Source organism: Streptomyces cylindrosporus, from assembly GCF_022698165.1.
GTDB lineage: Bacteria > Actinomycetota > Actinomycetes > Streptomycetales > Streptomycetaceae > Streptomyces > Streptomyces cylindrosporus.
Genome location: NZ_JALDAY010000002.1, coordinates 47313 through 72891, shown reverse-complemented (window position 1 = coordinate 72891; position 25579 = coordinate 47313). Strand labels below are relative to the sequence as shown.

Genomic DNA, 25579 nt, shown 5'->3' with positions numbered 1-25579 from the left:
TGCTCACCGGTACATACCGGCGCCACCGCCCGGACTCATCGCGGCCCGCGACATCAGTCGGAGGAAATCTCCAGGGGCAGCTCGAAGGTGGCAAAGACCTGCGGGTCCGCGAACACCACGTTCCGCGCCACCCGCTCCCCGACCACCGTGAACACCTGCAGCGTGTGCAGCCGGAACCCGCCCTCCGGCACCGGCGCGTACGCGGCGAACGCGGGCTCCCCGCCCGCCCGGCACTCCCGGGTGAGCCACCCGGTCCCGCGCAGCGCGAACACGCGCTCCATGAACCGCCCGTAGTCGCCGCTCCCGCGGTACCACAACGGCACCGGCGGCATCTCCAGCACGGCGTCGTCCGTGAGCAGCCGCACCAACGCCGGTACATCGCCCGCCTCGAAGGCCCGCGCATACCGCGCCACGACCTTCCGCGCCCCCGCGTCCGCCGGCTCGGCCACCTCGCCCGGATCGCCCACACCGGCCACCGCGACCCGCGCCCGCTGAAGCGCGCTGTTCACGGAGGCGACCGTCGTCCCGAGCTGCTCGGCCACCTCGGCGGCGCTGAACTCCAGCACCTCCCGCAGCACCAGCACCGCCCGCTGCCGCGCCGGCAGCACCTGCATCGCGGCCACCAGCGCCAGCCGCAGATCGCCCCGCGCCTCGACGTCGTGACGCGCGTCGGGGAACGGTTGAAGCCACGGGATGTCGAACGCCGGCGTCAGCGGGGCCCCCGGATCCTCGCTCGGCGCCCCGAGACCCGACGGCAGCGGCCGCCGCGCCCGCCCCTCCAGCGCGGTCAGGCACACGTTCGTCGCGATCCGGTACAGCCACGTCCGCACCGACGCACGCGAGGAGTCGTACCGCTCACGGGCCTTCCACGCCCGCAGCATCGTCTCCTGCACCAGATCCTCGGCCTCGTGGAACGAGCCCGTCATCCGATAGCAGTACGCCACCAACTCGCCGCGGTACGGCTCAAGGTCCATGCGGCCATGATGGCTCAGACCGAGCAGCCCACGTGGGCCAGCGCCTGCCGCAGCAGCATCCCGTGCCCGCCCGGCATCTCGCTCTGCACCGCCTCCGACACGGCCTCCTGCGGGCTGAACCACACCAGGTCCAGCGCGTCCTGCCGCGGCCGGCAGTCGCCCGTCACCGGAACCACGTAGGCCAGCGACACCGCGTGCTGGCGCGGGTCGTGGTACGGCGTGACGCCCAGCGTCGGGAAGTACTCCGCGACCGTGAACGGCTGGAGCGAGGCCGGGATCCGGGGCAGCGCCACCGGGCCGAGGTCCTTCTCCAGGTGCCGCAGCAGGGCGTCCCGCACCCGCTCGTGGTGCAGGACCCGGCCGGAGACCAGCGTCCGGCTGACCGTGCCGTCCGGCCCGATGCGCAGCAGCAGGCCGACGCTGGTGACTTCGCCGTTGTCGTCGACACGCACGGGCACGGCCTCGACGTACAGGATCGGCATGCGGGCGCGCGCCAGCTCGAGCTCGTCGGGGGAGAGCCAGCCGGGCGTGGTTTCGGTCATGTCAGACATTGCTTGATCATACTTTCAGGAGGGCCAGGGAAGGCGGTAGACCTGACGCGCATTGTGTGCTCCGGCCCACTCGGCGAACCGTAGCGCGTCGGGCAGGGCCAGTTCGTCGGCGTCCACCCGGTCCTGCAGCAGACCGGCCAGTGCCCGGCGGAACGACAGGGCGCCGAGGTGGTGGAACTCGGCCACACCGTAGGCGTCGGAGCTGTACAGCAGTTTGCGGTACGGCGTGATCTCCAGGGCCTCCTCCAGCACGGCCCGTGACCGCGCGGGCCCGACGTGGTGCAGCGCCAGGCCCACGTCCAGGTACACCTGCTCGAAGACCGCGGCCAGCTGGGCGGCCTGACGCTGGTACGGCCAGCAGTGCAGCAGCATCACCGGGATCGTGCCGGCGGTCAGATGCAGCCAGTCGGTCAGATGGGCCGGGTCCGAGCGGTGCAGCCGGATGTCGCTGTCGCCGAGCCCGACGTGCAGCTGGAGGGGGAGCCCGAGGTCCACGGCGGTCCACAGCAGCTGCCGTACGAGAACGGGTTCCGCCAGCCGGCCACCACCGCCCGCGAGCCAGTGCCGGGCCGCCTCGGTGACCTCCGGGTCCGAGGGGCGGGCCGGGTCCAGGTCGAAGCCGGTGCGGTAGGCGGCGACGGACTTCACACCGACCACGCCCGGCCGCCGTACCGCCTCCTCGGCGGCCGCGCGGAAGGCGCCCGCGTACTCGCCCGCCTCGACCCCTCGCGCCGCGACGGCCTCCGCGACGCTCTCCAGCCGCACGATCTCGTACGGTGTCCCGCCCGCGGCCGCCGCGAGTTCGGCGGGGCTGGTGAGGCGGTGCGGGGTGTAGCCGGTGTCGACGCAGAAGACGTCCGTGCCGGCGGCCGTCAGGAAGCGGCGGTTGACCTCGCGCGCGCCCAGCTCCGCCCGCCGGGCCACGTACTCCTCGGCGGGCGCGTGGCGGGGCAGGTCCAGCAGGGGCGCGCAGTGGCGGCGGACGGCGACTCCGGCCGGGGTGTCGAAGGTGGAGCCGCCGGGCCAGGCGCCGCCCTCGGTGAGCAGGGGCTCGAACTCCTCCCGGGACAGATCCGCCGTGACGACGCCGTGGCAGTGATGGTCCGTCAACTTCAGTGCGTCGAGGGCCTCCTGGACCGCGCCCATGTCAGTACTTCCAGCGGTAGGCGGCCGCCACCCGCTCGTCGTCCAGCCCCTCGACCGCCTCGCTCTCCCCCTGCCGTACGGCGATCACCGCGTCCGCGAGGACCGGGCCCAGCGCGGCCCGCAGCCGCTCGTCCTTGCGGAACTCCTCGACGGCCTCGGGCAGTGAGGCCGGCAGCCGGCGGACGCCACGGGCCGCCGTGTCGGCGGGGTCGAGGCGCGCCGGGTCGCCGGTGATCTCCTCCGGCAGGGGAGTGTTGGAGGACAGGCCGTCCAGGCCGGCCGCGATGACGCAGGTGAGGGCGAGATAGGGGTTGGCGGCCAGGTCGACCGGCTTCACCTCCAGGTTGGCGGCCTGCTCGCGCAGGCCCGCGGTGCCGGTGACGATCCGTACCGCGGCCTCGCGGGTCTCCCGGCCCCAGGCGGTGAACACCCCGGCCCACTGGGAGGGTTTGAGGCGCAGATAGCTCGCCGGGCTCGGCGCGGTCACCGCCGTCAGCGCGGGCAGCCGGCGCAGGATCCCGGCCGCGAACGACTCCGCCTCGGCCGTCATGCCGTACCGGCCCGCGCCGCCGGAGTGCAGGTTGACGCCCTCGCGCCAGGCGGAGAGGTGGATGTGCCCGCCGTTGCCGACGCCCTGCGCGAGGACCGCCGGGGCGAACGACACCGCATACCCGTGCCGCCCGGCCACCGCCCTGATCGTCTGGCGCACCAGCACGCTCCGGTCGGCGGCCGCCACCGGGTCCAGCGCGCCCACCGAGATCTCGAACTGCCCGGCCGCGTACTCGGGATGGAGCTGCTCGACCTCCACGCCCTGCGCCGCGAGAGCGGCCAGCAGGTCGGCGGTGTACGCGCTCAACTCGACCTGACGCGTGGCACTGTAGGCGGGCCCGGTGGCCGCGGGCACGAACTCGCCGCCCTCTACGGCTCCTTGGCCCACCGACCACTCGATCTCGATGCCCGCCCTGAAGCTCAGGCCGTGCCGCTCGGCGGCCTCGGCGACGATCCGGCGCAGGGCGGTCCGGCTGCATCCCGGATGCCGCTCGCCCTCCTGGGTGATCCGGTCGACCGGCGCCCATGCCCAGCCGGGCTGCCCGGCCAAGGCGACGAGCTGGTCCAGGTCGGGGTAGAGGCGCAGGTCGCCGTCCGGGGAGCCGAGGACGTCGGTGGCGACGATGGAGTCGTTCGCCAGGAAGGTGTCGAACACCGGGGACATGCCGACGCCCCAGGCGGCGGCCGAGGCGAGCTTCGCGGTCGGGATCGTCTTCACCCGGCAGACGCCCGCGGTGTCGACGTAGGACAGGACGACGCCGTGCACGCCCCGGCCGGACAGCTCGCCGCCGAGCGCGGTGGCCCGTTCGACGTCGCCGGGGCGGCCGCCGGGTACGGGGTCGGCAAGGGTGGTCATATGTCCTCCTCGACAGGGTCGGCGCAGTCGGTGCCGTGCGTCAGGGTTTCACGGCGACCGCGGTGTCGAGCCGCGCCGACCCGGAGGTGTGAGAAGGGGTCCTGCCGGTGCGTCAGTCGAACTGGCCGGGATTCGCGGTGGGCGTCTTCCCGGCGAGGACGTCCTCGAGCCGCTGGGTGCCCTGCCGTACCGCCCGCTCGGTGGAGTCCTCCTCGCCGCCGTCCAGGCCGCCGGCGGTGACGGTGATCGCGTCGTCGCCCACGCGCACCGCGGCCACGTTCAGGGTGAGCGTGGTCGCCGACCCGTCGACCGTGCCCTGCACCGTCACCCGCAGGCCCTGCCGGGCGTCGCCCTCGTCCGGGAGCGGGGAGTCGATCACCTGGACGGTCCGCCTGCCGCCCTTCGCGTCGGTCGCGGTGAACTCGTCGCATGTGACCGGCAGCGACTTCAGCCACGCCAACGACCTGTCCAGGCCCGCGCGTTGATAGGCGGCCACCTGATACAGGAGACGGGACTCGCCCTCCTCGAACCCGGTCAGCGCGGACGCGCCGGACGGCTTGCCCAGCAACTCCTCGCCGTACAGCGAGTCGAGGAGCTTCTGGCAGTCGGCGGCGTTCGTCTTCGCGGTGAGGAAGTCCGCCACGTCGACCCGGCCGACGAGCAGGCTGTCGCGCCAGGTCGCCGCGTCCTTCACCTGCGTCCAGTCGTCCTCGATGTCCGCCGCGGTGATCAGCGCGGCCCGCGCACCGGCCTCGGTGAGCCGGGCCGGAGCCGTGGACTCCTCGGCGAGCGGGGAGGCGGCGAGGCCGGAGCCCGCGGCGGAGCCGCCGTCGTCCGAGCAGGCCGCGACGGTCAGCAGGGCACTAGCGCTCAGGACGCAGGCGAGCGCGCGGACGACCGGGGTGCCTGCCCTGGGGAGCGAGGGGCGACGGCTCATCGTGAATGCCTCCGAAGCAGCGGCCGGGGGTTTCCCCCAGCGCATCACCAGCCACCCCCGCCCACCAGCGCCACTGGGCCGTACGGGTGAGCCCCGAGCCCCCACCCGGGCGCGAAACCGCAGGTCGTACGGCAACTCGAACGCCCCACCCGGCAGGCGGCCCCGGGCCCCCGCACCGACACTGACCCCATGCCGACGTCCGCGAAGGGGTGACCATGCTGCCCGGATTCCTCGCCAGGGCCGTCGAGTTGCTGCTCGGCCGGGAGGGTCGCTCGCTGCATCTGAAGGCGGCGGGCACGGCGACGGCTGTCCTCGCGGTCGTCATGCTCCTCGGCTCCTGGGCGGTCGTCGCCGCCGAGGACGGCGCCCGGGGCGCCAACCTGAAGACGTACCCGCAGGCCCTGTGGTGGTCCATCGAGACCGCGACGACCGTCGGATACGGCGACTTCTACCCGGTCACCCCGGTCGGCCGCCTCATCGGCGCCGCCGTGATGGTCGTCGGCATCACCACGTACGGCATGGTCACCGCGGCCCTGGCCACCTGGTTCGTCGGCCGGGAGCAGCGTCGCCGGCACCATCTCGCACACGGCGCCCGGGAGTTGGGCGAGGAGACCACGCGAGCGCTGCACGAACGCTTCGACCGGCTGGAGCGGATGGTGGCGGGGAAGGACGAACGCGACTGATACCGGAGGCTGCCTCCTGCTACCCGCGAGTACCCCACCGTGTGACCCGCGCGACCCCTGCGATAAGGTCCCAGCGGTTCACAAGCACTCGCAGCGTGCGGGCCGTTACGGGCGGTGTCGAATGGGGGCGACGGACGTATGGAATCCCACCTGGTCGACGGAGGGGACACGGCGGCGGACGACAGGCGCCTGGAGGCCCTGGACCCGCAGCCGCTGCTGACCCGCGACTACGAGACGCGTCCCGCGCTCGTCTACGAGCGGCTGCGCGACCGCCACGGCCCGGTCGCGCCGGTCGACCTGCTGGGCGTGCCCGCCTGGCTCGTGCTGGGCTACCGCGAGTCGCTCCAGGTGCTCCAGGACGACGCCGCCTGGCCCAAGGGCCTGGAGAACTGGCGGGCCCGCAGCGAGGGCCGCGTCCCCGCCGACTGGCCGCTGGCCCCCTCCCTGGAGGTCAACCACGTCCTGATCCAGGGCGGCCCCTCCTACCGCACTCTGCGCACCGCCTGGGACGCCGCCCTGCGCCCCTTCCAGGACCCGCGCCACCCGCAGGCCAGGCGGCTGAAGTCGGCCGTCACCGGCTACGCCGACGAGCTGATCACCCTCCTCGCGCAGGGCGGCGGCACCGGCCTCGCCGACCTCTCGGCGCAGTTCTCCCGCCCGCTCCCGCTGATGGCGGCCAGCCACCTGCTCGGCTTCCCCGGCTCGCAGGGCGACGACGCCCTGATGGACATGTGGCGGGTGCTGGACGCGGGACCCGACGCCGAACCGGCCTTGGCCCGCCTGCTGGTGACCCTCTCGGAACTCGCCGCCGCCAAGATCGCCGAGCCGGGCGACGACTTCCCCTCCCACCTCCTCGCCGCCCACCCCGACCTGCCGGTCGACGCGCTGGCCCGCGAGCTGTTCATGCTGCTCGGCATGACCTCCGACCACGTCGGCATCCTCATCTCCAACACCGTCGTCGAGGTCATCTCCGGCGAGGCCGAGGGCGGCGTGCGCACCGCGCTGTCCGCCGGGATGGTCCGCGAGACCATGAACCGCGTGGTCATGCGCAAGCCGCCGCTGGTCAACTTCGTGCCGAGGTTCGCGGCCGAGGACACCCGGCTCGGCAACTACACCGTCCGGGCCGGCGACCCGGTGTGGGTGTCCTCCGCGGCGGCGCACGCCGACCCGCTCTTCGCCGGACAGATGACACCGGGCTCCAGCATCAGCAGCCGGGCCCACCTGTCCTGGGGCGCCGGACCCCGCCAGTGCCCCGCGCGCGAACTCGCCTCGACCATCGCGGCGGCCGGCGTCAGCCGCGTCTTCGAACGCTTCGGCCACCTGGAACTCGCCCTCCCGGTCGACCAACTCCCGTGGCGCTCCTCGCCGTTCATGCGCGGCCTGCGCTCGCTGCCGGTGCGGTACGAACTCGCCGGTCCGGTCCCGGAGTTGCCGGTGCCCGCCGAACCGGCGTCGCCGGCGGCGGACGTACCGGAGGAGCGGGAGCGGGCCAACCGGCGGCGGTCCTCGCTCTGGCGGTACCTGACCGGGCTCATCCGCTCGAACGGCTGACGCCCCGTCACGGATCCGGCCGCGCGTACCCGTTCTGCCATGCCCAGGCCGCGATCTCGACCCGGTTCCGGGCGGAGATCTTGAGCTGCACGCTGGAGAGGTGGGTCTTGACCGTGGAGAGGGAGACGTAGAGTTCGGCGGCGATCTCGGCGTTGGTGCGGCCGAGGGCGACGAGGCGGACGACGTCGAGTTCGCGGTCGGTGAGCGGCTCCGCGGGCGGCGCGGGCCGGGGTGCCGCGGTGGGCCGCGGCTCTTCGGTGAGATGCCTGAGCAGCCGTACGGTGACCGACGGCGAGACCAGGGAGTCACCGGCCGCGGCGGCCCGGACCGCTTCCGCGAGGAGCGTGGGCCCCGAGTCCTTCAGCAGGAACCCGCAGGCACCGCCGCGCAGCGCCCCGTACACGTACTCGTCGAGATCGAAGGTGGTCACGACGACACGCGGACGGGGGCACCCCGGCCGCGGCCCACGGCGGCTGGGAAGTGCGTGCGGGATTTCTGCTGACCGCCTCCTGAGGAAACGCCAACTGCGTTATTCTGGGCGAAACTTCATACGCGAACCGCTCCGTCGTTGCTGGGGCCTTGGTCGTTGCTTGCCCGGGGGAGGGCCGTGACCGAGGGGCCTGGCCGGGCATCCCTGCCAGGGATCGACGAGTGGTGGAGCGATGGAGTATGGAGAACACAAGGCTCGTCCGTTTGCTGACGATCGGCCTCGTGATGATGGCGGCCGCCCTGATCGCGGTCGTCGCGGCCTGGTGCACCCGTGCGACGGGGGCCGGCTGGCCTGAAGTCCTGCGCAGTGGTGCCGTCGCGTTCGGCGGGACGATAGGGACGTGCGCCGCGCTGGTCGCGCTGTACCGGGCCATCGGTGGTGACGGTGGCCGGTGATGCTCTCGGGGCCGGTTCCTCTGGTGTCGTGGCCGATGGTGGCTGTTCAATGGTGCTGCACATACCGCCGCCAGGAATGGCACTGCACCTACCGCGCCAGGAAAGGAGCCGCCGTGTCCCCCGCCGCCGTGCCGCCCGTGGGCGCGCGCATCCGGCAGGCCCGTCTCGCCAAGGGCGTGAGTCTGCGGGCCCTCGCGCGGGAGGTCGGCGTGTCCGCGAGCCTGGTCTCCCAGATCGAGACCGGCAAGAGCCAGCCGTCGGTGAGCACCCTGTACGCCATCACCACCGCACTGTCGATCTCCGTGGAGTCGCTCTTCGACGGGTACGAGGAGGAGGCCGCCGCGGCCCCGGCCGTCACCGCGTCCGCCACTCCCGCGACGGTCCTGCACGCCCTCGCCGCCTTCGCCGCCGACCCCGGCCGACGTATCGGACCCCTGGTAGCGGCCGGTGCGCACGAGACGCTGGAGCTGGACTCGGGCGTCGTGTGGGAGCGGCTCGGCCATGTCCCCGGCACCGACGTCGACTTCCTCCGCGTGACCTACCGCCCCGGCGGCTCCTCCTCCAGCTCCGGCGGCCTGATGCGGCACGCCGGCACCGAGTACGGCTATCTGACCTCCGGCGAACTCGTCCTCACCCTCGGTTTCGACGAGTACACCCTCGGCCCCGGCGACGCCGTCTGCTTCGAGTCGACGACCCCGCACCGCTACCGCAACGACGGGACCGAGCCGGCCGTCGGCGTCTGGTTCGTGTTCAGCGAGGGTGTTCAGTAGCACTTGACAGCCGGGCGCGGCGGTCGTCTACTCCGAAGTGGGGGTGGTCGCCATGGCGATCCGCACATACGGACCCAATGCCGTCGACTGGGAAGAGCGCGTCGACCTGGACCGGCTGCGCAAGGAGCGCCTCGCCAGGCTGCACCAGAAGCTCGACGAATCCTCCCTCGGCGCCGTGCTGAGCTTCGACTTCGCCAACATCCGCTACATGACCGCCACGCACATCGGCACCTGGGCGATCGACAAGCTGATCCGCTTCGCCCTGCTGGTCCGCGGCGGCGAACCGGTCGTCTGGGACTTCGGCTCCGCCGCCCGCCACCACCAGCTCTACAACCCCTGGCTCGACTACAGCGACGGCAAGGGCGGCCCGCCCACCGGCGCCCGGGCCGGCATATCGACCCTGCGCGGAGCCTTCCACCCGGACGCCGGGATCGCCGAGGACGTGGCCCGCAAGATCGCCGCCGAACTGCGCGACCACGGCCTCGCGAACGAGCCGCTCGGCATCGACGTCGCCGAGATGCCCGTCCTCACCGCCCTGCGCGCCGAGGGCATCGACGTCGTCGACGGCCAGCAGGTCTTCCTGGAGGCCCGCCGCACCAAGACCCGCGACGAGATCTCCCTGCTCACCCAGGCCTGCGCGATGGTCGACGCCGCCTACGAGGAGCTGTACGGACACCTCCGCCCCGGCGTGCGCGAGAACGAGTGCGTCGGACTCGTCAGCAAGGTGCTGTACGACCTCGGCAGCGAGTACGTCGAAGGCGTCAACGCCATCTCCGGCGAGCGCTGTTCACCCCACCCGCACGTCTACAGCGACCGCCTGATCCGCCCCGGTGACCCCGCCTTCTTCGACATCCTGCACAGCCACCTCGGTTACCGCACCTGCTACTACCGCACCTTCGCCGTCGGCAGCGCCTCCCGCGCGCAAAGGGACGCTTACGTCCGCTGCCGCGCGTACATGGACGAGGCCATCTCCCTCGTCCGGCCCGGCGCCACCACCGCCGACATCGTCCAAGTGTGGCCCCGTGCAGAGGAGTTCGGCTTCGCCGACGAGACCGCCGCTTTCGCGCTGCAGTACGGCCACGGGGTCGGCCTGTCGATCTGGGAGAAGCCCATCTTCAGCCGCCTGGTCTCCCTCGACCACCCCGAAGTCCTCGAAGAGGGCATGGTGTTCGCCCTGGAGACCTACTGGCCCGCCGCCGACGGCTGGTCAGCGGCCCGCATCGAGGAGGAACTGGTCGTCACGGCCGATGGCTGCGAGGTCATCACCAAGTTCCCCGCGGAGGAGCTGCTGGTGGCGGGCCGCAAGTACTGGACCGTCGACGGCGCGCTGAACACGCGGCGCGAGGCACAGTCCCACCTCAACACCCGGGACCGCTGATGGACGGCACCGAATGATGGAAGCGACCGAACTCCTCACCCTGTACGAGCAGATGGCCGTCATCCGCCGCACGGAGAAGGCCGCCCACGACCTGTTCATGTCCGGCCTGGTCAAGGGCACCACCCACCTCGCCGCCGGCCACGAGGCGATCGCCGTCGGCGCGAGCGCGGCCCTGCGCCCCGACGACTACGTCTTCGCCACCTACCGCGGCCACCACCACGCCATGGCCCGCGGCGCCACCCCCGAGGAGTGCCTCGCCGAACTCATGAGCCGCGCGACCGGGTTGTGCGGGGCCAAGGGCGGCTCCATGCACCTCACCAAGGCGTCCATGAACATGCTGGGCTCGTACGCCATCGTCGGCGCCCACCTCCCCATGGCCGTCGGCGCCGCCTGGTCGGCCAGGCTGCGCGGCAGCGGACAGGTCGCCGTCGCCTTCTTCGGGGACGGCGCCACCAACATCGGGGCCTTCCACGAGGCGCTGAACCTCGCCGCCGTGTGGAAGCTGCCCGTGCTGTTCGTCTGCGAGAACAACCTCTACATGGAGTACACGCCGATCGCCGACGTCACGGCCGTCGCCCGCCCCGCGGCCGACCGGGCACCCTCGTACGGCATCCCCGGCGAGACCGTCGACGGCAACGACGTCGTCGCCGTCCGCGACGCGGTGGCCGGACTGGCCCGACGGGCCCGGGCAGGAGACGGGCCCGCCGTGCTGGAGGCCGAGACCTACCGCCACTTCGGGCACAGCCGCGCCGACCCGGCCGCCTACCGCCCGGCGGAGGAGGTCGAACGTTGGCTCAAGCACGACCCGTTGGACCTCGCGCGCGGGCGGCTCGTGGAGATGGGGGTACCGGAGGCCAAGGTCACCGCCGCCGACGAGCGCGCCCGTGACGTCGTACAGAAGGCGGTCGAGGCGGCGAAGAACGCGCCGCCGCCGGATCCGCGCGACGCGCTCACCGACGTATGGGCGGACGGAGGTGCGGCATGGCGGACGTGATCACCTACCGGGAGGCGGTCGCCGAGGGTCTCGCGCGGGAGATGCGGCGCGATCCGTCGGTCGTGTGCCTCGGTGAGGACATCGGCGAGGCGGGCGGGGTGTTCAAGACGACCGTCGGACTGCTCAAGGAGTTCGGGCCGGAGCGGGTGTGGGACACGCCGATCTCCGAACAGGCCATCGTGGGCGCGGCGATGGGCGCCGCGATGACCGGGATGCGGCCGGTCGCCGAGATCATGTTCAGTGACTTCCTCGCCTGTTGCTGGGACTACCTCGCCAACGAGATACCCAAGGTGCGGTACATGACGGGCGGTCAGGTGACCGTTCCGCTCGTCGTGCGCACCGCCAACGGCGGCGGTCTCGGCTTCGGCGCCCAGCACTCGCAGGCGACCGAGAACTGGGCGCTGACCGTACCGGGACTGAAGATCGCCGCTCCCGCCACCCCCGCCGACGTCGTCGGCATGATGGCGGCGGCGATCCGCAGCGACGACCCCGTCGTCTTCTTCGAGCACAAGGGGCTGCTGGCGAGCAAGGGAGCGCCCCCGCCGCCGGACCACCTGGTCGAGCTGGGCCGCGCGGCCGTCGTGCGGGAGGGCGCCGACGTGACGCTGGTCGCGCTCGCCGCCATGGTGCCGGTGGCCCTGAGCGCCGCCGCGCGCCTCGCCGAGGAGGGCATCGGCGTCGAGGTGGTCGACCTGCGCTGCCTGGTCCCGCTCGACACCGCGACCGTCCTCGCCTCGCTCGGCAGGACCTCGCGGCTCGTGACCGTCGAGGAGAACCCGTACCAGGGCGGCTGGGGCGGCACCCTCGTGTCGGTCGTCGCCGACGAGGGCTTCGGCCTGCTGGACGCGCCGGTGCGGCGGATCGCGGGGGAGTGCGTCCCGCTGCCCTTCGCGGACGCGCTGGAGGAGCAGGTCATCCCCACCACAGACAAGGTCGTGGCGGCCGTCCGGAGTCTCGCCGCGTACTGAACACCCGCTAGGAGGAAGCGCGATGACCGATCGGACACTCCTTCGCGCCGGGCACGTCGTCTCCATGGACCCCGCCGTCGGGGACCTGCCGAGGGGTGACGTCCTGATCGAGGACGGGAAGATCGCGGCCGTGCGGCCGGAGATCAGCGCCGACGCCGAAGTGCTCGACATGACCGGCCGGATCGTGATCCCCGGCTTCGTCGACACCCACCGCCACACCTGGGAGGCGTCCATCCGGGGCGTCGCCCCCGACGCGACCCTGGACGACTACTTCGTCGACATCCTCGACACCTTCGCCCCGCTCTACACACCCGAGGACGTGTACGCGGCCAACCTCGCCGGCGCCCTCGAATGCCTCGACGCCGGCATCACCACACTCGTCGACTGGTCCCACATCAACAACACGCCCGAGCACCCGGACGCCGCGATCCAGGCGCTCGGCGAGACCGGCATCCGCGCGCAGTACGCCTACGGCAGCGCCAACACCTCCCTCGCCGACTACTGGTTCGAGAGCAAGATCGCCATCCCGGGCGACGACGTCCGCCGTATACGCGCCAAGTACTTCGCCTCCGACGACGGCCTGCTCACCATGGCGCTCGCCACCCGCGGCCCCGGCTTCTGCGTCAACGATGTCGTCACCGCCGAATGGGCCCTCGCCCGCGAACTCGGCATCCCCATCACCGTGCACGTGGCGATGGGCCGGCTGGCGGGCCGCTTCGGCATGGTGAAGCAGCTCGGTGACCTCGGCCTCCTCGGCCCGGACACCACCTACATCCACTGCTGCCACCTCAGCGAGGAGGAGTGGCGGATGGTCGCCGACAGCGGCGGTACGGTGTCGATCGCGCCGCAGGTCGAGACGCAGATGGGGCACGGCTGGCCGCCCGTGATGAAGGCGATCGAGCACGGGCTGCGACCTTCCCTCAGCATCGATGTCGTCACCACCGTCCCCGGCGACATGTTCACCCAGATCCGCGCGGCCTTCGGCGCCGAGCGGGCGCGCGTCAACGCCGAGTGCTGGCAGGCCGATGTGCCGGTCCCCGAAACGATGTTGACGGCCCGTCGGATGCTGGAGATCGCCACCGTCAACGGCGCGCATGTCGCGGGACTGGAGCACCGCACCGGTTCCCTGACCCCCGGCAAGCGCGCCGACGTCGTCGCCCTCGACGCCACCGCCCTGAACGTCGCGCCGGTGCACGACGCGGCGGCAGCGGTGACCCTGTCCGCCGACGTGTCCAACGTCGAGACCGTCATCGTCGACGGCGTGGTCCGCAAGCGCGACGGAAAGCTGACGGCCGACGTCGCGCGGGCCCGGCGGCTGGTCGAGGAGTCCCGCGACCGGCTCCTCGCGGCGAAGGAGGCGAAGTCCACCGCATGACCCGACACCTGGTGCGACGAGCCGCCGACCGGCCCGACCCGCCGTACGACCAACTCGGCCACCGCAGAAAGGTGTTGGTTGCCGAGGACGACGGAAGCGTGCACACCGGCTTCGGCGTCTGCGAACTGCGGCCCGACGGTGCGGTGCCCGCGCATGTGCACTCGTACGAGGAGAGCTTCCACGTCCTCGACGGGACCGTGATCCTCGATGTGCCCGAGGGCGCCTTCCTGCTGGAGGAGGGCGACTACGGCATCCTCCCGACCGGCCTCCCGCACGCCTGGCGCGGCGCCGGGGACACGGCGGCGCGCTGGGCGGACATGCTGGCGCCGGTGCCCCGGGCCCGCTACGGGTACGACACCCAGGCGGTCCCCGATCTGCCCCCGCGCGACCCCGTCCGTATCGACGTACGCGACCCGCGCACCAGGAACTTCGGCCACTTCGAGCCCGACGCGATGGACCCGGGCAAGCAGTCCCAGGACCTCCTCGCGGTCTCCGCGAGCATGCGCACCGCGCTGCTCGTCTACAGCGGCATCACGGTCAAGATGATGGTCGACAGCGACCTCGGCGCGGTCGCCTCGACGATGTTCATGGTGCAGTACGCGCCCGACGGCGTCGCCGGCACCCACGACCACCCCTTCGAGGAGACGTACTACTTCCTCGAAGGGGAGGCCGACGCGGTCTTCGACGGCGAGAGGTACCGCCTCGGCCCCGGCGACTGCGCCTGGGCGGGCGCCGGTTGCGTGCACGGCTTCGCCAACGCCGGTAGTGGGCCGCTGCGTTGGCTGGAGACCCAGGCACCGCAGCCGCCGCCGCGCCACTCGTACCGGTTCACCCGGGACTGGGAGTATCTGAGGGAGGCCCTGGAGTCATGAGGAGTGTCCTGGTCGTCGGCGGTACGTCGGGCATCGGCCGCGAATTCGCCCGGGTACGCGCCGAGTCGGGCGACGAGGTCGTGCTCACCGGCCGCGACGCCGACCGCGCCGCGACCGTCGCCAAGGAGATCGGCGCCCGCGGCCTCGCCCTCGACCTGTCCCGACCGCGGGCGATAGCGGGCGCGCTGGCGGACGTCGGCCGCGTCGACCACCTGGTCCTCGCGGGCGTCTCCCGCGACGAGAACCGCACCACCGACTACGACATAGACGCCGCCCTCGCCCTCGTCACCCTCAAACTCGTCGGCTACACCGAGGTCGTGCACGTGCTGCGGCCCCGCATGACCGACGACAGCGCCATCGTCGTCTTCGGCGGCCAGGCCAAGGAACGGCCCTATCCCGGGGCGACGACGGTCGCGACGGTCAACGCGGGCGTACGGGGCCTGGTGAACACCCTCGCCGTCGAGCTCGCCCCGGTCCGCGTCAACGCCGTGCACCCCGGCGTCGTGGGCGACAGCCCGTACTGGCAGGCCAAGCCGGCCGAAGTCCTGGCCGCTCTGCGCGCACGGACCCCGACGGGACGGCTCGCGACGGTGGCGGACGTGGTGGACGCCGTGGACTTCCTGCTGCGCAACAGGTCTGTGAACGCGGTGGAGTTGAGCGTGGACGGGGGATGGCTGCTTGGGTGATTGACGTTCAGTCAGGCCTTCACGCCGACGCCCCCGTACAGCGCCACCGGCTCCTCGCCGCCCCCACCGGCCTCCGGACGCCAGTCCACCACGCACACGATCCCCGGCTCGACCAGCTCAAGTCCCTTGAAGAACCCGGCCATCTCGGCCTGCGAGCGGGCCACCAGGGTCACCCCGCCCGCCGTGTACGCCTCGATGCTGCGACGCACGTTCTCCGGCTCGAAGTCGGCGGTCATCGCCGAGAGGACCAGGCAGCTGCCCGGCGCGAGCGCCTCGACGAGGGTGTCCACCAGGTCGTGGGCGCCGTCCTCGTCCGCGACGAAGTGCAGCAGGGCGATCAGCGAGAGCGCGACCGGCCGGTCGAAGTCGAGTATCCGTCCCGCCTGTTCGAGGATCGAGCGGGGTTCGCGGGCATCGGCCTGCACGTACTCCGTGACGCCCTCCGGGGTGCCTCGCAGCAGCGCGCCCGCGTGGGCGAGCACGATCGGGTCGTTGTCGACGTAGACGACCCGCGCGTCCGGCGCGACGCCCTGCGCGACCTGGTGGAGGTTGGGCTCGGTGGGGATGCCGGTGCCTATGTCGAGGAACTGGCGGATGCCCGACTCCTCGGCGAGCAGACGCGTGGCCCGCCGCATGAAGCCGCGGTTGGCGCGCGCGGCCCGCGCCGCGGCGGGCTCGATGGCCATGATCTGCCGGCCGAGCTGCTCGTCGACGGGGTAGTTGTCCTTGCCGCCGAGGAACCAGTCGTAGACGCGGGCCGGGTGCGGCCTGCTGGTGTCGATCCGCGGGACGCCCGGCCCGGTCGCGGTCACGTGCTGCTCCTCTGCTCGGTGCGCCCGATGTGACGCCCGAGCAGTCTGGCACGGTCACGCGGCCCGGCGGAGACTGTCTTCGGCCACCTCCTTGTCGAGCGCCGCCCGCACCAACGCGGCGGCCAGCACGGCCGGTTCGGTGTCCCCGGCCAGCTTCACCAGCCGGTCGGGGTCCTTCGGCAGCCCCAGCCGCGCGGCTCCGTCGAGCGCCTTGCCGTCCAGATAGGGGGCCACTTCCGGCCATACGCGCTGGGCCTCGCGCAGGAAGATGTCGGCACCGGCGGGTCCCATCCCCGGCACCTTCTGAAGCAGCCGGCGCAACGCGGAGACGTCCCCGTCCGCCTCCTTCCGCATCCGGCGCAGATCACCGCCCCACCGCTCGCTCAACAGCTCGGCTCCGTCGCCGAGTTGGGTGGCGGTGCGTTCGTCGTAACGCCGGTATCCGCCTCGGCCGAGCGCGTCCACCCGCGCCTGCCAGTCGGCCTGAGCCATCCGGCGCGGGTCCCGCAGCCCGGCCCGGTACAGCTCGCGGGCCGTGTCGACGGCGATGGACCCGCGGATGCGGGCACTGAGCAGCAGGGCGAGCACCAGCAGCCGGTACAGCGGCTGCGGGGTGTCCCTGAGCGTGATGCCCGCATCCTCGGCGAAGGTCCGCCCGTGCGCGCCGACGAGCTCCCGCACGACACGCCTGTCGTCGGTCACGGCTTGAGCGGGTCGTGGCCGACGGTCATCAGCCGGTGCCGGCGGCGCGTCTCCTCCGCCTCCGGCTCGTTCTCCACGTCCGTCTGAGCCGTCACCTCGTCCACCACCTCGTACATCACCTCGATGTCCTCGTCGGTGAGGTCGGTGCGGCGCTTCTGCAGGATCGCCAGGACGTGCTGCCCGGTCGGCGTGCCGGCGTGCTCCGGCAGCGGCTCCGTGGTCTCGTCGGCGTCGCTGACCCGCAGCCAGGCGGCCAGCTCCTGCGAGGTCATGTTCACCACGCGGTGGAAGTCCTCCCACAGCGCGTCGAGTTCGAGGGCGTCGGTCATTCGCGTCCCCTTCTGCGTGCGTAACGAGACTCCGTGCGTAACGGGCCTCGTGCGTAACGGGCTGGTGCTGTCGGTCAGTTCTCCCGCGGCCAGTTCTCCGCGTCGAACATCCACCGCTCCTTCTCCAGCTCGGCGGTGAGCGAGATCAGCAGGTCCTGGGTGACCGGATCCGGCTCGTCGGTCGCGGCGATCCGCTCCCGCAGCCGCCCGATCGCCGCCTCCAGCGCGTCCACCATCAGCTGGACGACCTCGGTGTCCCGCAGCCAGCCGTCCTTCGGGCCCGGCAGGGTGCAGTCGGCGGCCACGGTCTCGGGTCGGCCGTCCGGCGGCAGACCCAGCGCCGCGGAACGCTCCGCCACCGTGTCGGCGTATGTGCGTGCCGTGGCCACCACCTCGTCGAGCTGCAGATGGATCGAGCGGAAGCGCGGGCCCACGATGTTCCAGTGCGCCTGCTTGGCGATCAGCGACAGCCCGAGAAGATCCACGAGAGTGCTCTGCAGAGCCTCCCCGGCGACCTTGCGGGCCGGCTCGGGAAGCGTGCTCTTCACCACGGTCATGAGGTGCCTCTCCTTTCGTCCGTGCGGGCGCGGGTGCCCAGGGCGAAAGGAGGGCAAACGTGGTGGCCTGCCGGTTCGCGCCGCCGTCTCAGTCCCTGAGCCGGTCGTCCAGGAAGCGGACGAGGTGAGCGAAGACCTCCGCCTTGTTCGTCTCGTGGAAGACCTCGTGCCGGGCACCGGCGTAGATCCGCTCGGTGAGCCGGCGGCCCCTGAGCTGCTCGACGCCGACCCGGCTGCCGGCGAGCGGGACCAGCCGGTCGTCGTCCCCGTGCAGCCACAGCAGCGGCAGCGGCCCGATGTCACCGCCCTTGGCCACCGTCTCCAGGGTCCGCGCGAACGCCTCGACCGTCGGCCGCTTCATCGGCCCGTGCCAGACGAGTGGATCCGCCGCGTACGCCGCCCCGACCGCGGGATCCCGGGACAGCGAGGCCGGACTGATGGGCGTGTCCGGGATCTCGTCCAGCGCGAGCAGCCGCTCCGGCAGCTCCCAGGCCCCGATCACCGGCCCGGACAGCACCAGCGCGGCGAGCTCGTCGCCGTACCGCTGGGCGTACCGCGCGGAGATCAGGCCCCCCATGGAGTGACCGACGAGGACGACGGGCAGCCCCGGATGCGCGGACCGGGCCAGCTCGGCCACGGCACGCACATCGTCGACGACCTCCTCGAAGTCCTCGATCAGCACCCGCTCGCCGTCCGACTTCCCGTGCCCCATGTGATCGGGCCCGAAGACGACCGCGCCGTGCTCCACGAGGACGCCGGCGACCTCCTCGTACCGGCCGACGTGCTCGCCGTAACCGTGCACGACGAGAGCCACGTACCGGGGCTCCCGCGACGGCCACTCGCGCACGACGACCGCGCCGCGGCTCCCGTTCAGGACGTGCTCGCGGACGTCCGGCATCTGTCCTCCAAGTGCGTCGGCGGTCAACCGGATCCAAACAGCCCCGGCCACTGTCACCCAGTCTCACAAAGCGTCGTGCCGGTGAGGAGCCCTGCCGGGTGCCAACCAGCGAGACGGTACTTACACACCCGGTTGCCTGCACATAGCATCGGTCCCCGCATGAACACGATGACGCTCTGGCACATAACCGGCTGGGAATTCGCCGCCCTCGCCTTCGCGGCCCTCCTCGTCGGCTTCTCCAAGACCGCCGTGAGCGGGGCCAACACCGTGAGCCTCGCCGTCTTCGCGGCGGTCCTGCCCGCCCGCGCCTCCACCGGCGTCCTCCTGCCGGTCCTGATCGCCGGCGACATCCTCGCCGTCATCACCTACCGCCGCCACGCCCACTGGCCCACCCTGTGGCGGCTGTTCCCGGCCGTCGCGGCGGGCGTGGTCGTCGGCACCCTCTTCCTGGTGTGGGCGGACGACGCGGTCGTACGGACGTCGATCGGCGCGATCCTGCTGCTGATGGCGGGAGTGACGGTGTGGCGCCGGCGCAGGACGGACGCCGACGAGGAACCGGACTCGGTGACCACCCGCTCCGGCCGGATCAAGGCCCGCTCGTACGGCGTCCTCGGCGGCTTCACGACCATGGTGGCGAACGCCGGCGGCCCGGTGATGTCGATGTACCTGCTGTCCGCCGGCTTCCGCAAGCTCGGCTTCCTGGGCACCTCGGCCTTCTTCTTCCTGATCGTGAACGTGTCGAAGGTGCCGTTCAGCGCGGGCCTCGGCCTCATCGACGGCCGTTCCCTGCTCCTCGACGCCGCCCTCGCGGTCTTCGTCGTACCCGGCGCGCTGTTCGGCAAATGGGCCGTGAACCGGATCAACCAGCGTCTCTTCGAGCAGCTCGTGATCGCGGCGACGATCGTCGGCGGCCTCCAGCTGCTGCTCCGCTGAGACCGGCAGCCGGGAATGAACCGAGGGGACCCCGTGTTGAACCGGCTGTGATTGACATGCCCGGATCAGGATTCCGTGGCGTGGGCGAAGGGAGGACGCGATGGCACGCAGCAAGGCGCGCCCCGTCGTCACGCTGAGGTCGACGGCCGGAACCGGCGTCACCTACGTGACCCGCAAGAACCGTCAGAACCACCCCGACCGGCTGGTCCTGCGCAAGTACGACCCGGTGGCCGCGGCCCACGTCGAGTTCCGCGAGACCCGCTGAACATCGCCGTAACGCCCCGTCCCCGAGGAGGGAAACCCCGTGAAGCCCCGCATCCATCCCGAGACCCGGCTCGTCGTCTTCCGCGACCGGGCCGCGGACACCGCGTTCCTGACCCGCTCCACCGCCGACTCGTCGAAGACGATCGAGTGGGAGGACGGCCGCACATACCCCGTGATCGACGTCGAGATCTCCTCGGCGTCCCACCCCTTCTACACCGGCAACTCGCGGGTCGTGGACACCGCGGGCCGAGTGGAGCGCTTCGAGCGCCGCTACGGCCGCGCCGGTGCGCGTGACTAGGAGAGCAGAACCATGAAGGTGCGCAAGTCCTTGCGCTCACTGAAGGCCAGGCCCGGCGCCCAGGTGGTGCGCAGGCGCGGCGTGGTCTACGTGATCAACAAGAAGGACCCCCGCTTCAAGGCCCGCCAGGGCTGACGAAGGCACGGATGCAGGGCGGCCCCACTCATGGGGCCGCCCTTTCCTGTGCCCGCGTGCGTCAGGGCGCGATCCCGACCCCGTCGATCCTGCTCCACTCCTTCTCCCGCGCCGCCGTCATGGCCGGCCAGCGCAGCCCGCCCGGCCGCGGCCGGACCCGGGAGGCGTACGGGGAGGGGTGGAAGCCGGTGTCGTAGAAGCAGCCTGTGCCGTACGACCGGTCGAAGCCGGCGCACGACGCGGCGACCGAGCCCGGAGTCGGCCTCTTCCCGCTCCGCACCCAACTGTCCAGCGCGGCGATGGAGTTGGCGTACTCGGCGTCACTGAGCTCGCTGTGCTCGGTCTCCCGGGTGAACGTCTGCACCAAGTACCGCTCCCGGTGGGCCCCTTGAAGCGTCGCCCGGTAGGCGGCCTCGTGCTCCACGAACGCCGTCGGGTCGTCGATGGCGTGCAGCGTGAGCACGGGGATCGACACCTTGCCGGTGAGATCGCTGTCGTAGGACAGGTCGCGTACGGCGGTGGGGTCGGCGGTGAACCGCTCGACGCCCGCGTTGAGCGCGTCGTCGTCGTGCGAGCCCGTGTACCGGACTCCCTGGTTGGAGAAGGGATTTCGCCCGCCGAGCCGGTCGTGCACGATGTCGCGGAAGGTGAAGGTCGCGAACCGCAGATGCGACTCCAGGGTGCGTTCGGGGATGCCGGTGACGGCGAGGATGTCGTCGAGGTTGCGCTGCTGCGAGGCGGTCCGCTCCTGCGGCGGTGAGGCGTACCCGGTGCACTCCTGGAGCCGCGCCCGCAGCCCGGCGGCCGTCATCGTCGAGTCGGCCCGCAGCCCCTGCCACAGCGGGTACTGCGGCTCGGTGGGACGCGGATGGTTGCGGCAGTAGTACTGGTACACGACCCGCAGGTCGACGCGGTAGTCGTATCCCCGCGACCCGCCCGCGAGCACCCCGCTGGTGAGCAACGCGCCGTCGTACGGCCCGTGTTCGCGGCCGTACGTCTCCACGACCTTGGCGGCGACGTCCCCGCCCCACGACTGCCCGTGCACGTACGTCCGGCGCGGCTTGCCGAACTCCCCGACGAACAACCGGCGTACGTTCTCGGTGTCCTCGGCCGCCATCCGGGTGCCGTAGCCGCCGCGCCGGTAGGAGGACCCCGCCCAGGCGTACCCCTCGTCCACCATCACCGACCAGCGCGCCAGATCGTCGAGGCTGCGCTGCGGATCCGAACCGGCGCCGAGGTCGGGGCCGCCGTGGGCGTGCACGACGAGGGAGCCGTTCCAGGACTTCGGCACGGCGATGGCGTAGTAGGCGCCGTTGGCGTCCTTGCCGGTGTAGCAGGTGGCCTTCGCGGCGAGCTCCGCCGGGCAGTCGACGGCGGCCGGCGGCGGTTCGGCCGCCTGGGCCGGAGGGCCGCCGGTGAGCGCGGCGACCACCGCGGCCAGCGCGGCGATCACCCCCGTACGGCGGCTCGTTCTGCGGATCCGGCGGCTGGTTCTGCGGATCCGTGCACGCGTTCCCGACCTGTCCAAGACGCTGCTCCTCGTCCTCGTCGACGCTTCGTCGCGCCGTCGGCGGCGATGCTAGGAGCGGGCTGTGAGCCGGGACCATGCCCGTGATCGTTGTGTTCATACTGTTCGCTCGCGGCGGCGTGCCGCGGCCGGGTGTCGGCCTCGGCCGTCGTGCCGGGGCTCGGCGTCGGGGCCGTGTGTCGCACCTCGTAGGCTCCTCGTATGCCTCAGCACGTCCTGATCCTCGGCGGCACCACCGAGGCCCGTGAACTGGCCGCCGCCCTCGCGGCCCGCCCGGACGTGCGCGTCACCACCTCCCTCGCCGGGCGGGTGTCCCGGCCGGGCGCGCTGGCGGGCGAGGTCCGGGTCGGCGGCTTCGGCGGGGCGGACGGGCTGGCGGACTGGCTGCGCGCGGAACAGGTGGACGCCCTGGTCGACGCCACCCATCCCTTCGCCGAGGCGATCACGGCGAACGCGGCGCGGGCCGCCGCCGCAACCGGCGTGCCGGCGGTCGTACTGCGCCGCCCCGGCTGGCGGCCCGGCCCCGAGGACCGCTGGCACATGGTCGCGTCCCTGTCCGCCGCGGCCGACGCGCTGCCCCGCTTCGGCCCGCGCGTGTTCCTGACCACGGGCCGCATGGGCCTGTCGGCCTTCGCCCACCTCACGGACCGCCACTTCGTCGTACGTTCCGTTGAGCCCCCCGAGCCGCCGCTGCCCCCGCACACCGAAGTGCTGCTCGGGCGCGGCCCGTTCACGGTCGACGACGAGACGGCGCTGTTGCGCGAGTACCTGGTCGACGTCGTCGTGACGAAGGACAGCGGGGGAGCGGCCACGGCGGCCAAACTGACGGCCGCGCGCGGGCTGGGGGTGCCGGCCGTGGTCGTACGAAGGCCGTCGTTGCCGGAAGGCGCGCGGGTGGTGTCGGACGTGGCGGGGGCCCTGTGGTGGCTTGACCCGGGTCGTCCGTGACCGGCGTCGTCCGTGACGCTGGTCGTCCGTGACCGTGGTCGTCCGGGGAGAAACGCATGGACCTCTTGGCGGAGTGGGGATCACACATGAGCGGAAGCCCGACGCACGGGACAGGGGACGTGCGAGAGGCGTGGGGTCGGGTCACCGCGTGGCTGGAACGCAACGACCCTGAAACCCTTGCCGCCCTCGGGGGCCCGGGAAACCATGCGGCCATCAGGGAAGCCGAACTGCGCATGGGACTGGACCTGCCGGGGGAGCTGCGGCAATGGCTGCTGGTGAACGACATCGATGCCGGCAGGCGACCCGACGGTCAGGCCTGTCTGGTGGCGCTGGGGTGTGAGATGGACATCCCCGGCGGTCATCTCCTGCTCGGCCTGACGGACATCCAGCGGGTGTACCTCAGCCGGTTGGGCCTGGAGGAGGCGGAACCGTCCGCGGACCCCGCCCATCCGTTCTGGCGTCGTGAGTGGGTGCCCATTGCCGCGGAGCGCGACGGTCTCTACGGGACGTTTCTGGACACGCGCAACGGAACCATTGGATTCTGGGACGAGGCGTCCGGTCCCGAGGAGGGCGTGTACGCCTCGCTGTTCGCCTTCTTCCAGGAGACGGCGGACCGACTGGAAGGGGTGTCCTCGGGCGACTGGAGAGGCCCCGGCCGGCCCGCTGAACCCCGTGAACCCGCGCCCCGTCCGGAAGACGAGCCGATACGCCTCTGGGCACGCGCCAACGGCTATCCCGTGAACGATCGCGGGCGAATCCCCGCGCACATCCGCGAGGCCTACGAGATGTCACAGAGGTGAGGCCTGGTGGGCGCCGGCCAGTTCCGGCTGTCGGCGCTCCGGGAGACCGTTGCTCAGGTCCTCGACCAGCAGGCGCTTGGCGATCGTGTCCACCGCGGCGCGCAGATCGGTGCCCGAGGGACGGCCGATGTCCTGCCGCACCCGCTCCTCCAGCCATGTGCCCCAGGCCTTGCCGATGACGGCGGCCTCCCGCCTTCCCGCCTCTGTGTGGGAGAGCAGATAGCCGTCGCGGGTGAGATAGCCCTCCTCGACCATGCGGTCGAAGACCGGGAGCAGCACCTCCGGCGGCATGTGCCGACGTGCGGCGATCAGGCCGAGGCTGGCGTGCCCGACCATCCGCGTGAACAGCTCGACCTGCATCACGGCCCAGGCACCGGCGATGTCGAGACGGGTGTCGGACTCCGCGATGATCCGGCGCGCGGTGTCCAGGCCGGTACTGCCGATGATCTTCCCGACGGCCGCTTCGAGCAGCCGCTGCGAGTCGCCGCCGTGCGGGGAGGCGAAGCCCTCGCCCATGTCGGTGGAGCCCTTGCGGGCGCTGTCGCGCAACTCGACCTGCTTGAGGAAGAGGGAGACCACGAAGCTCACGGCCGCGACCGGCACCGTCCACAGGAAGACGGTCTGGATGGTGTCGGCATAGGCGTCGATGATCGGCGTGGCGGCCGCGGACGGCAGCCTGTGCAGCCCTTCCGGGCTGGTCGCCGCCTTGGCGATCACGGCTGGGGCCGCGGCGCCGGTCTTCGCGGCGGCGGCGATGCCGTCGGTGAGGTTCGGCTTCAGTGAGTTGGTGTAGATCGTGCCGAACACCGCGGTGCCGAACGAACTGCCCAGCGTACGGAAGAAGGTGACGCCGGAGGTCGCGGTGCCGAGGTCGGCGTAGTCGACGGTGTTCTGCACGGCGATCGTCAGCACCTGCATGCACAGGCCGATACCGGTACCCAGCACGAACATGTACAGCGACTCCAGCCAGGCCCCGGTGCCCGGCCCCATCAGCGACATCAGATACAGGCCGACGCCCATCACCAGGGAGCCGACGATCGGGAAGACCCGGTACTGGCCGGTCTTGCTGACCACGTTGCCGCTGAACACCGACGCGATGAGCAGCCCGATCACCATCGGCAGCGTCCGCACGCCGGAGATCGTGGCCGAGTCGCCGTCGACGTACTGGAGATAGCTCGGCAGATACGTCATCGCGCCGAGCATCGCGAAGCCGACGATGAAGCTGAGGATCGAGCAGACCGTGAACACCGGATTGCCGAACAGCCGCATCGGCAGCATCGGTTCGCGCGCCCGGGTCTCGGCCCAGCAGAACAGGCCCAGCGCGATCGCACCGCCGACGAACAGGCCGATGATGACGCCGGAACCCCACGCGTACTCGTTGCCGCCCCAACTCGTCGCCAGGATGAGCGCGCTTGCCCCGACCGCGACCAGCGCGATGCCCAGGTAGTCGATGACGGGCCGGGACGCCGACTTCACCACGGGGATGGTGCGGGCGGCCGCGATGACAACGACGATCGCGATCGGCACGTTGACGTAGAACGCCCAGCGCCAGGACAGGTGGTCGGTGAACAGCCCGCCGAGCAGCGGCCCGATGACCGTCGCCACGCCGAACACCGCGCCGATCGCGCCCTGGTACTTGCCGCGCTCCCGCAGCGGGATGACGTCGGCGATCAGCGCCATCGCCGTCACCATCAGCCCGCCCGCGCCGACGCCCTGCATCGCCCGCCAGGCGATCAGTAGCGACATGTTGGTGGCCAGGCCGCACAGGAACGAGCCGGTGATGAACACGATCGCCGACACCTGGAAGACCACCTTGCGGCCGAACAGGTCGCCGAACTTGCCGACCAGCACGGTCGAGACGGTCTCCGCGAGCAGGTACGACGTCACCACCCACGACATGTGCGCGGCGCCGCCCAGGTCCGACACGATCGTGGGCAGCGCGGTGCCCACGATCGTCTGATCCAGGGCCGCGAGCAGCATGCCCAGCATGATCGTCACGAAGACGACGTTGCGGCGCCGCGAGTCCAGCACGGGGGGCTGCGCGGCGACGGACGGCGCGGTGTCCTCGGTCACTGTCACGAGGTCACGATCACACCGGCTGCGGGGCGGTGCATGCGGGGCGGGCCGCTCGGGTGGCGGGCGCCGACGGCCGACTGACGGCCGACCGACGGCCGACCGACGGCTGGCCAGGGGCCGGCCA

General features: G+C 72.0%; 28 protein-coding genes and 1 pseudogene. 16 read left to right on the top strand and 13 right to left on the bottom strand.

Annotation, left to right across the window (positions count from 1 at the left end; translation table 11 throughout):
• Nucleotides 1-53: 53 nt before the first annotated feature.
• The 5 genes from MQP27_RS05310 to MQP27_RS05290 form a co-directional block, all read right to left on the bottom strand.
• Entirely contained in the window at nt 54-974 is a 921-nt protein-coding gene (locus tag MQP27_RS05310; RefSeq protein WP_242761706.1) for a sigma-70 family RNA polymerase sigma factor, read from the bottom strand.
• 14 nt (nt 975-988) lie between these two features.
• Entirely contained in the window at nt 989-1516 is a 528-nt protein-coding gene (locus MQP27_RS05305; RefSeq protein WP_242763568.1) for an NUDIX hydrolase family protein, read from the bottom strand.
• 24 nt (nt 1517-1540) lie between these two features.
• Nucleotides 1541-2671 (bottom strand): amidohydrolase family protein, encoded by a 1131-nt coding sequence (locus MQP27_RS05300; RefSeq protein ID WP_242761705.1) that lies wholly within the window; start codon nt 2669-2671, stop codon nt 1541-1543.
• Between the two features lies 1 nt (nt 2672).
• Nucleotides 2673-4076: a type I glutamate--ammonia ligase gene (locus MQP27_RS05295; RefSeq protein WP_242761704.1), complete on the bottom strand. Its 1404-nt coding sequence runs from the start codon at nt 4074-4076 to the stop codon at nt 2673-2675.
• Nucleotides 4077-4188: 112 nt separating this feature from the next.
• Nucleotides 4189-5013: a hypothetical protein gene (locus tag MQP27_RS05290; RefSeq protein WP_242761702.1), complete on the bottom strand. Its 825-nt coding sequence runs from the start codon at nt 5011-5013 to the stop codon at nt 4189-4191.
• Nucleotides 5014-5228: 215 nt separating this feature from the next.
• On the opposite strand from MQP27_RS05290, the gene MQP27_RS05285 reads away from it, so the two are divergent.
• Both MQP27_RS05285 and MQP27_RS05280 read left to right on the top strand, forming a co-directional pair.
• Entirely contained in the window at nt 5229-5696 is a 468-nt protein-coding gene (locus MQP27_RS05285) for a potassium channel family protein (RefSeq protein ID WP_242761700.1), read from the top strand.
• Nucleotides 5697-5834: 138 nt separating this feature from the next.
• The gene (locus MQP27_RS05280; RefSeq protein WP_242761699.1) at nt 5835-7247 is read left to right on the top strand and encodes a cytochrome P450; all 1413 of its coding nucleotides are present in this window, start codon (nt 5835-5837) and stop codon (nt 7245-7247) included.
• Between the two features lie 7 nt (nt 7248-7254).
• Here the strand turns inward: MQP27_RS05280 and MQP27_RS05275 are convergent.
• Nucleotides 7255-7689 (bottom strand): annotated as a pseudogene (locus MQP27_RS05275) (response regulator transcription factor); the annotation flags it as partial.
• A gap of 227 nt (nt 7690-7916) precedes the next feature.
• Here MQP27_RS05275 and MQP27_RS05270 point away from each other — a divergent pair.
• From MQP27_RS05270 to MQP27_RS05235, 8 genes are all read left to right on the top strand, one after another.
• Nucleotides 7917-8132 (top strand): hypothetical protein, encoded by a 216-nt coding sequence (locus MQP27_RS05270; protein WP_242761697.1) that lies wholly within the window; start codon nt 7917-7919, stop codon nt 8130-8132.
• Nucleotides 8133-8245: 113 nt separating this feature from the next.
• Nucleotides 8246-8902 (top strand): helix-turn-helix domain-containing protein, encoded by a 657-nt coding sequence (locus tag MQP27_RS05265; protein ID WP_242761696.1) that lies wholly within the window; start codon nt 8246-8248, stop codon nt 8900-8902.
• Nucleotides 8903-8954: 52 nt separating this feature from the next.
• Nucleotides 8955-10280, top strand: coding sequence for a M24 family metallopeptidase (locus tag MQP27_RS05260; protein WP_242761688.1), 1326 nt, complete (start codon nt 8955-8957; stop codon nt 10278-10280).
• Between the two features lie 16 nt (nt 10281-10296).
• Nucleotides 10297-11274, top strand: coding sequence for a thiamine pyrophosphate-dependent dehydrogenase E1 component subunit alpha (locus MQP27_RS05255; RefSeq protein ID WP_242763567.1), 978 nt, complete (start codon nt 10297-10299; stop codon nt 11272-11274).
• Nucleotides 11262-12242 (top strand): alpha-ketoacid dehydrogenase subunit beta, encoded by a 981-nt coding sequence (locus MQP27_RS05250; protein WP_242761686.1) that lies wholly within the window; start codon nt 11262-11264, stop codon nt 12240-12242. The genes MQP27_RS05255 and MQP27_RS05250 overlap by 13 nt, the downstream gene beginning before the upstream one ends.
• A gap of 22 nt (nt 12243-12264) precedes the next feature.
• Nucleotides 12265-13617, top strand: coding sequence for an amidohydrolase family protein (locus tag MQP27_RS05245; protein WP_242761684.1), 1353 nt, complete (start codon nt 12265-12267; stop codon nt 13615-13617).
• On the top strand, nt 13614-14489 hold the full coding sequence (locus MQP27_RS05240) for a cupin domain-containing protein (protein WP_242761682.1): 876 nt from the start codon (nt 13614-13616) through the stop codon (nt 14487-14489). Before MQP27_RS05245 ends, MQP27_RS05240 begins: the two co-directional genes overlap by 4 nt.
• Complete coding sequence (locus MQP27_RS05235; RefSeq protein WP_242761680.1) at nt 14486-15175, top strand: SDR family NAD(P)-dependent oxidoreductase; 690 nt, start codon at nt 14486-14488, stop codon at nt 15173-15175. Before MQP27_RS05240 ends, MQP27_RS05235 begins: the two co-directional genes overlap by 4 nt.
• 11 nt (nt 15176-15186) lie before the next feature.
• Here the strand turns inward: MQP27_RS05235 and MQP27_RS05230 are convergent, their stop codons facing one another.
• From MQP27_RS05230 to MQP27_RS05210, 5 genes are all read right to left on the bottom strand, one after another.
• Nucleotides 15187-15987: an SAM-dependent methyltransferase gene (locus MQP27_RS05230; protein WP_242761678.1), complete on the bottom strand. Its 801-nt coding sequence runs from the start codon at nt 15985-15987 to the stop codon at nt 15187-15189.
• A 54-nt stretch (nt 15988-16041) separates the two neighbouring features.
• Nucleotides 16042-16689, bottom strand: coding sequence for an endonuclease (locus MQP27_RS05225; RefSeq protein WP_242761676.1), 648 nt, complete (start codon nt 16687-16689; stop codon nt 16042-16044).
• Complete coding sequence (locus tag MQP27_RS05220; RefSeq protein WP_242761674.1) at nt 16686-17018, bottom strand: DUF3140 domain-containing protein; 333 nt, start codon at nt 17016-17018, stop codon at nt 16686-16688. The genes MQP27_RS05225 and MQP27_RS05220 overlap by 4 nt, the downstream gene beginning before the upstream one ends.
• Before the next feature lie 74 nt (nt 17019-17092).
• Entirely contained in the window at nt 17093-17575 is a 483-nt protein-coding gene (locus MQP27_RS05215; RefSeq protein ID WP_242761665.1) for a Dps family protein, read from the bottom strand.
• An 88-nt stretch (nt 17576-17663) separates the two neighbouring features.
• Nucleotides 17664-18473, bottom strand: a complete 810-nt coding sequence (locus MQP27_RS05210) for an alpha/beta hydrolase (RefSeq protein WP_242761663.1) — start codon at nt 18471-18473, stop codon at nt 17664-17666.
• A 159-nt stretch (nt 18474-18632) separates the two neighbouring features.
• Here MQP27_RS05210 and MQP27_RS05205 point away from each other — a divergent pair, with 159 nt between their 5' ends.
• The 4 genes from MQP27_RS05205 to ykgO all read left to right on the top strand — a co-directional run bounded on the left by MQP27_RS05205 (nt 18633) and on the right by ykgO (nt 20103).
• Nucleotides 18633-19406 carry a sulfite exporter TauE/SafE family protein gene (locus MQP27_RS05205; protein WP_242761661.1) on the top strand — a complete coding sequence of 258 codons (774 nt, stop codon included), beginning with the start codon at nt 18633-18635 and terminating at the stop codon, nt 19404-19406.
• Between the two features lie 100 nt (nt 19407-19506).
• Entirely contained in the window at nt 19507-19671 is a 165-nt protein-coding gene (gene rpmG / locus MQP27_RS05200) for a 50S ribosomal protein L33 (RefSeq protein ID WP_242761659.1), read from the top strand.
• A gap of 39 nt (nt 19672-19710) precedes the next feature.
• Nucleotides 19711-19968 (top strand): type B 50S ribosomal protein L31, encoded by a 258-nt coding sequence (locus tag MQP27_RS05195; protein WP_242761657.1) that lies wholly within the window; start codon nt 19711-19713, stop codon nt 19966-19968.
• Between the two features lie 12 nt (nt 19969-19980).
• Nucleotides 19981-20103, top strand: a complete 123-nt coding sequence (gene ykgO / locus MQP27_RS05190) for a type B 50S ribosomal protein L36 (RefSeq protein ID WP_240858519.1) — start codon at nt 19981-19983, stop codon at nt 20101-20103.
• Between the two features lie 61 nt (nt 20104-20164).
• Here ykgO and MQP27_RS05185 read toward each other — a convergent pair whose 3' ends face one another.
• A complete protein-coding gene (locus tag MQP27_RS05185) occupies nt 20165-21631 on the bottom strand; it encodes a hypothetical protein (RefSeq protein WP_372511133.1) in 1467 nt (488 codons plus the stop codon).
• 201 nt (nt 21632-21832) lie between these two features.
• Here MQP27_RS05185 and MQP27_RS05180 point away from each other — a divergent pair, with 201 nt between their 5' ends.
• A complete protein-coding gene (locus tag MQP27_RS05180; protein ID WP_242761642.1) occupies nt 21833-22579 on the top strand; it encodes a cobalt-precorrin-6A reductase in 747 nt (248 codons plus the stop codon).
• An 86-nt stretch (nt 22580-22665) separates the two neighbouring features.
• Nucleotides 22666-23379, top strand: coding sequence for an Lsr2 family DNA-binding protein (locus MQP27_RS05175; protein WP_242761640.1), 714 nt, complete (start codon nt 22666-22668; stop codon nt 23377-23379).
• Here the strand turns inward: MQP27_RS05175 and MQP27_RS05170 are convergent.
• Nucleotides 23368-25458, bottom strand: coding sequence for an MDR family MFS transporter (locus MQP27_RS05170; RefSeq protein WP_242761638.1), 2091 nt, complete (start codon nt 25456-25458; stop codon nt 23368-23370). The genes MQP27_RS05175 and MQP27_RS05170 overlap by 12 nt on opposite strands.
• Between the last annotated feature and the right edge of the window lie 121 nt (nt 25459-25579).

Coding starts and splice junctions, on each gene's coding strand:
- MQP27_RS05310 (WP_242761706.1), bottom strand. CDS start 974: ATGGACCTTGAGCCGTACCGCGGCGAGTTGGTGGCGTACTGCTATCGG.
- MQP27_RS05305 (WP_242763568.1), bottom strand. CDS start 1,516: ATGACCGAAACCACGCCCGGCTGGCTCTCCCCCGACGAGCTCGAGCTG.
- MQP27_RS05300 (WP_242761705.1), bottom strand. CDS start 2,671: ATGGGCGCGGTCCAGGAGGCCCTCGACGCACTGAAGTTGACGGACCAT.
- MQP27_RS05295 (WP_242761704.1), bottom strand. CDS start 4,076: ATGACCACCCTTGCCGACCCCGTACCCGGCGGCCGCCCCGGCGACGTC.
- MQP27_RS05290 (WP_242761702.1), bottom strand. CDS start 5,013: ATGAGCCGTCGCCCCTCGCTCCCCAGGGCAGGCACCCCGGTCGTCCGC.
- MQP27_RS05285 (WP_242761700.1), top strand. CDS start 5,229: ATGCTGCCCGGATTCCTCGCCAGGGCCGTCGAGTTGCTGCTCGGCCGG.
- MQP27_RS05280 (WP_242761699.1), top strand. CDS start 5,835: ATGGAATCCCACCTGGTCGACGGAGGGGACACGGCGGCGGACGACAGG.
- MQP27_RS05270 (WP_242761697.1), top strand. CDS start 7,917: ATGGAGAACACAAGGCTCGTCCGTTTGCTGACGATCGGCCTCGTGATG.
- MQP27_RS05260 (WP_242761688.1), top strand. CDS start 8,955: ATGGCGATCCGCACATACGGACCCAATGCCGTCGACTGGGAAGAGCGC.
- MQP27_RS05255 (WP_242763567.1), top strand. CDS start 10,297: ATGGAAGCGACCGAACTCCTCACCCTGTACGAGCAGATGGCCGTCATC.
- MQP27_RS05250 (WP_242761686.1), top strand. CDS start 11,262: ATGGCGGACGTGATCACCTACCGGGAGGCGGTCGCCGAGGGTCTCGCG.
- MQP27_RS05245 (WP_242761684.1), top strand. CDS start 12,265: ATGACCGATCGGACACTCCTTCGCGCCGGGCACGTCGTCTCCATGGAC.
- MQP27_RS05240 (WP_242761682.1), top strand. CDS start 13,614: ATGACCCGACACCTGGTGCGACGAGCCGCCGACCGGCCCGACCCGCCG.
- MQP27_RS05235 (WP_242761680.1), top strand. CDS start 14,486: ATGAGGAGTGTCCTGGTCGTCGGCGGTACGTCGGGCATCGGCCGCGAA.
- MQP27_RS05220 (WP_242761674.1), bottom strand. CDS start 17,018: ATGACCGACGCCCTCGAACTCGACGCGCTGTGGGAGGACTTCCACCGC.
- MQP27_RS05215 (WP_242761665.1), bottom strand. CDS start 17,575: ATGACCGTGGTGAAGAGCACGCTTCCCGAGCCGGCCCGCAAGGTCGCC.
- MQP27_RS05210 (WP_242761663.1), bottom strand. CDS start 18,473: ATGCCGGACGTCCGCGAGCACGTCCTGAACGGGAGCCGCGGCGCGGTC.
- MQP27_RS05205 (WP_242761661.1), top strand. CDS start 18,633: ATGAACACGATGACGCTCTGGCACATAACCGGCTGGGAATTCGCCGCC.
- rpmG (WP_242761659.1), top strand. CDS start 19,507: ATGGCACGCAGCAAGGCGCGCCCCGTCGTCACGCTGAGGTCGACGGCC.
- ykgO (WP_240858519.1), top strand. CDS start 19,981: ATGAAGGTGCGCAAGTCCTTGCGCTCACTGAAGGCCAGGCCCGGCGCC.
- MQP27_RS05180 (WP_242761642.1), top strand. CDS start 21,833: ATGCCTCAGCACGTCCTGATCCTCGGCGGCACCACCGAGGCCCGTGAA.
- MQP27_RS05175 (WP_242761640.1), top strand. CDS start 22,666: ATGAGCGGAAGCCCGACGCACGGGACAGGGGACGTGCGAGAGGCGTGG.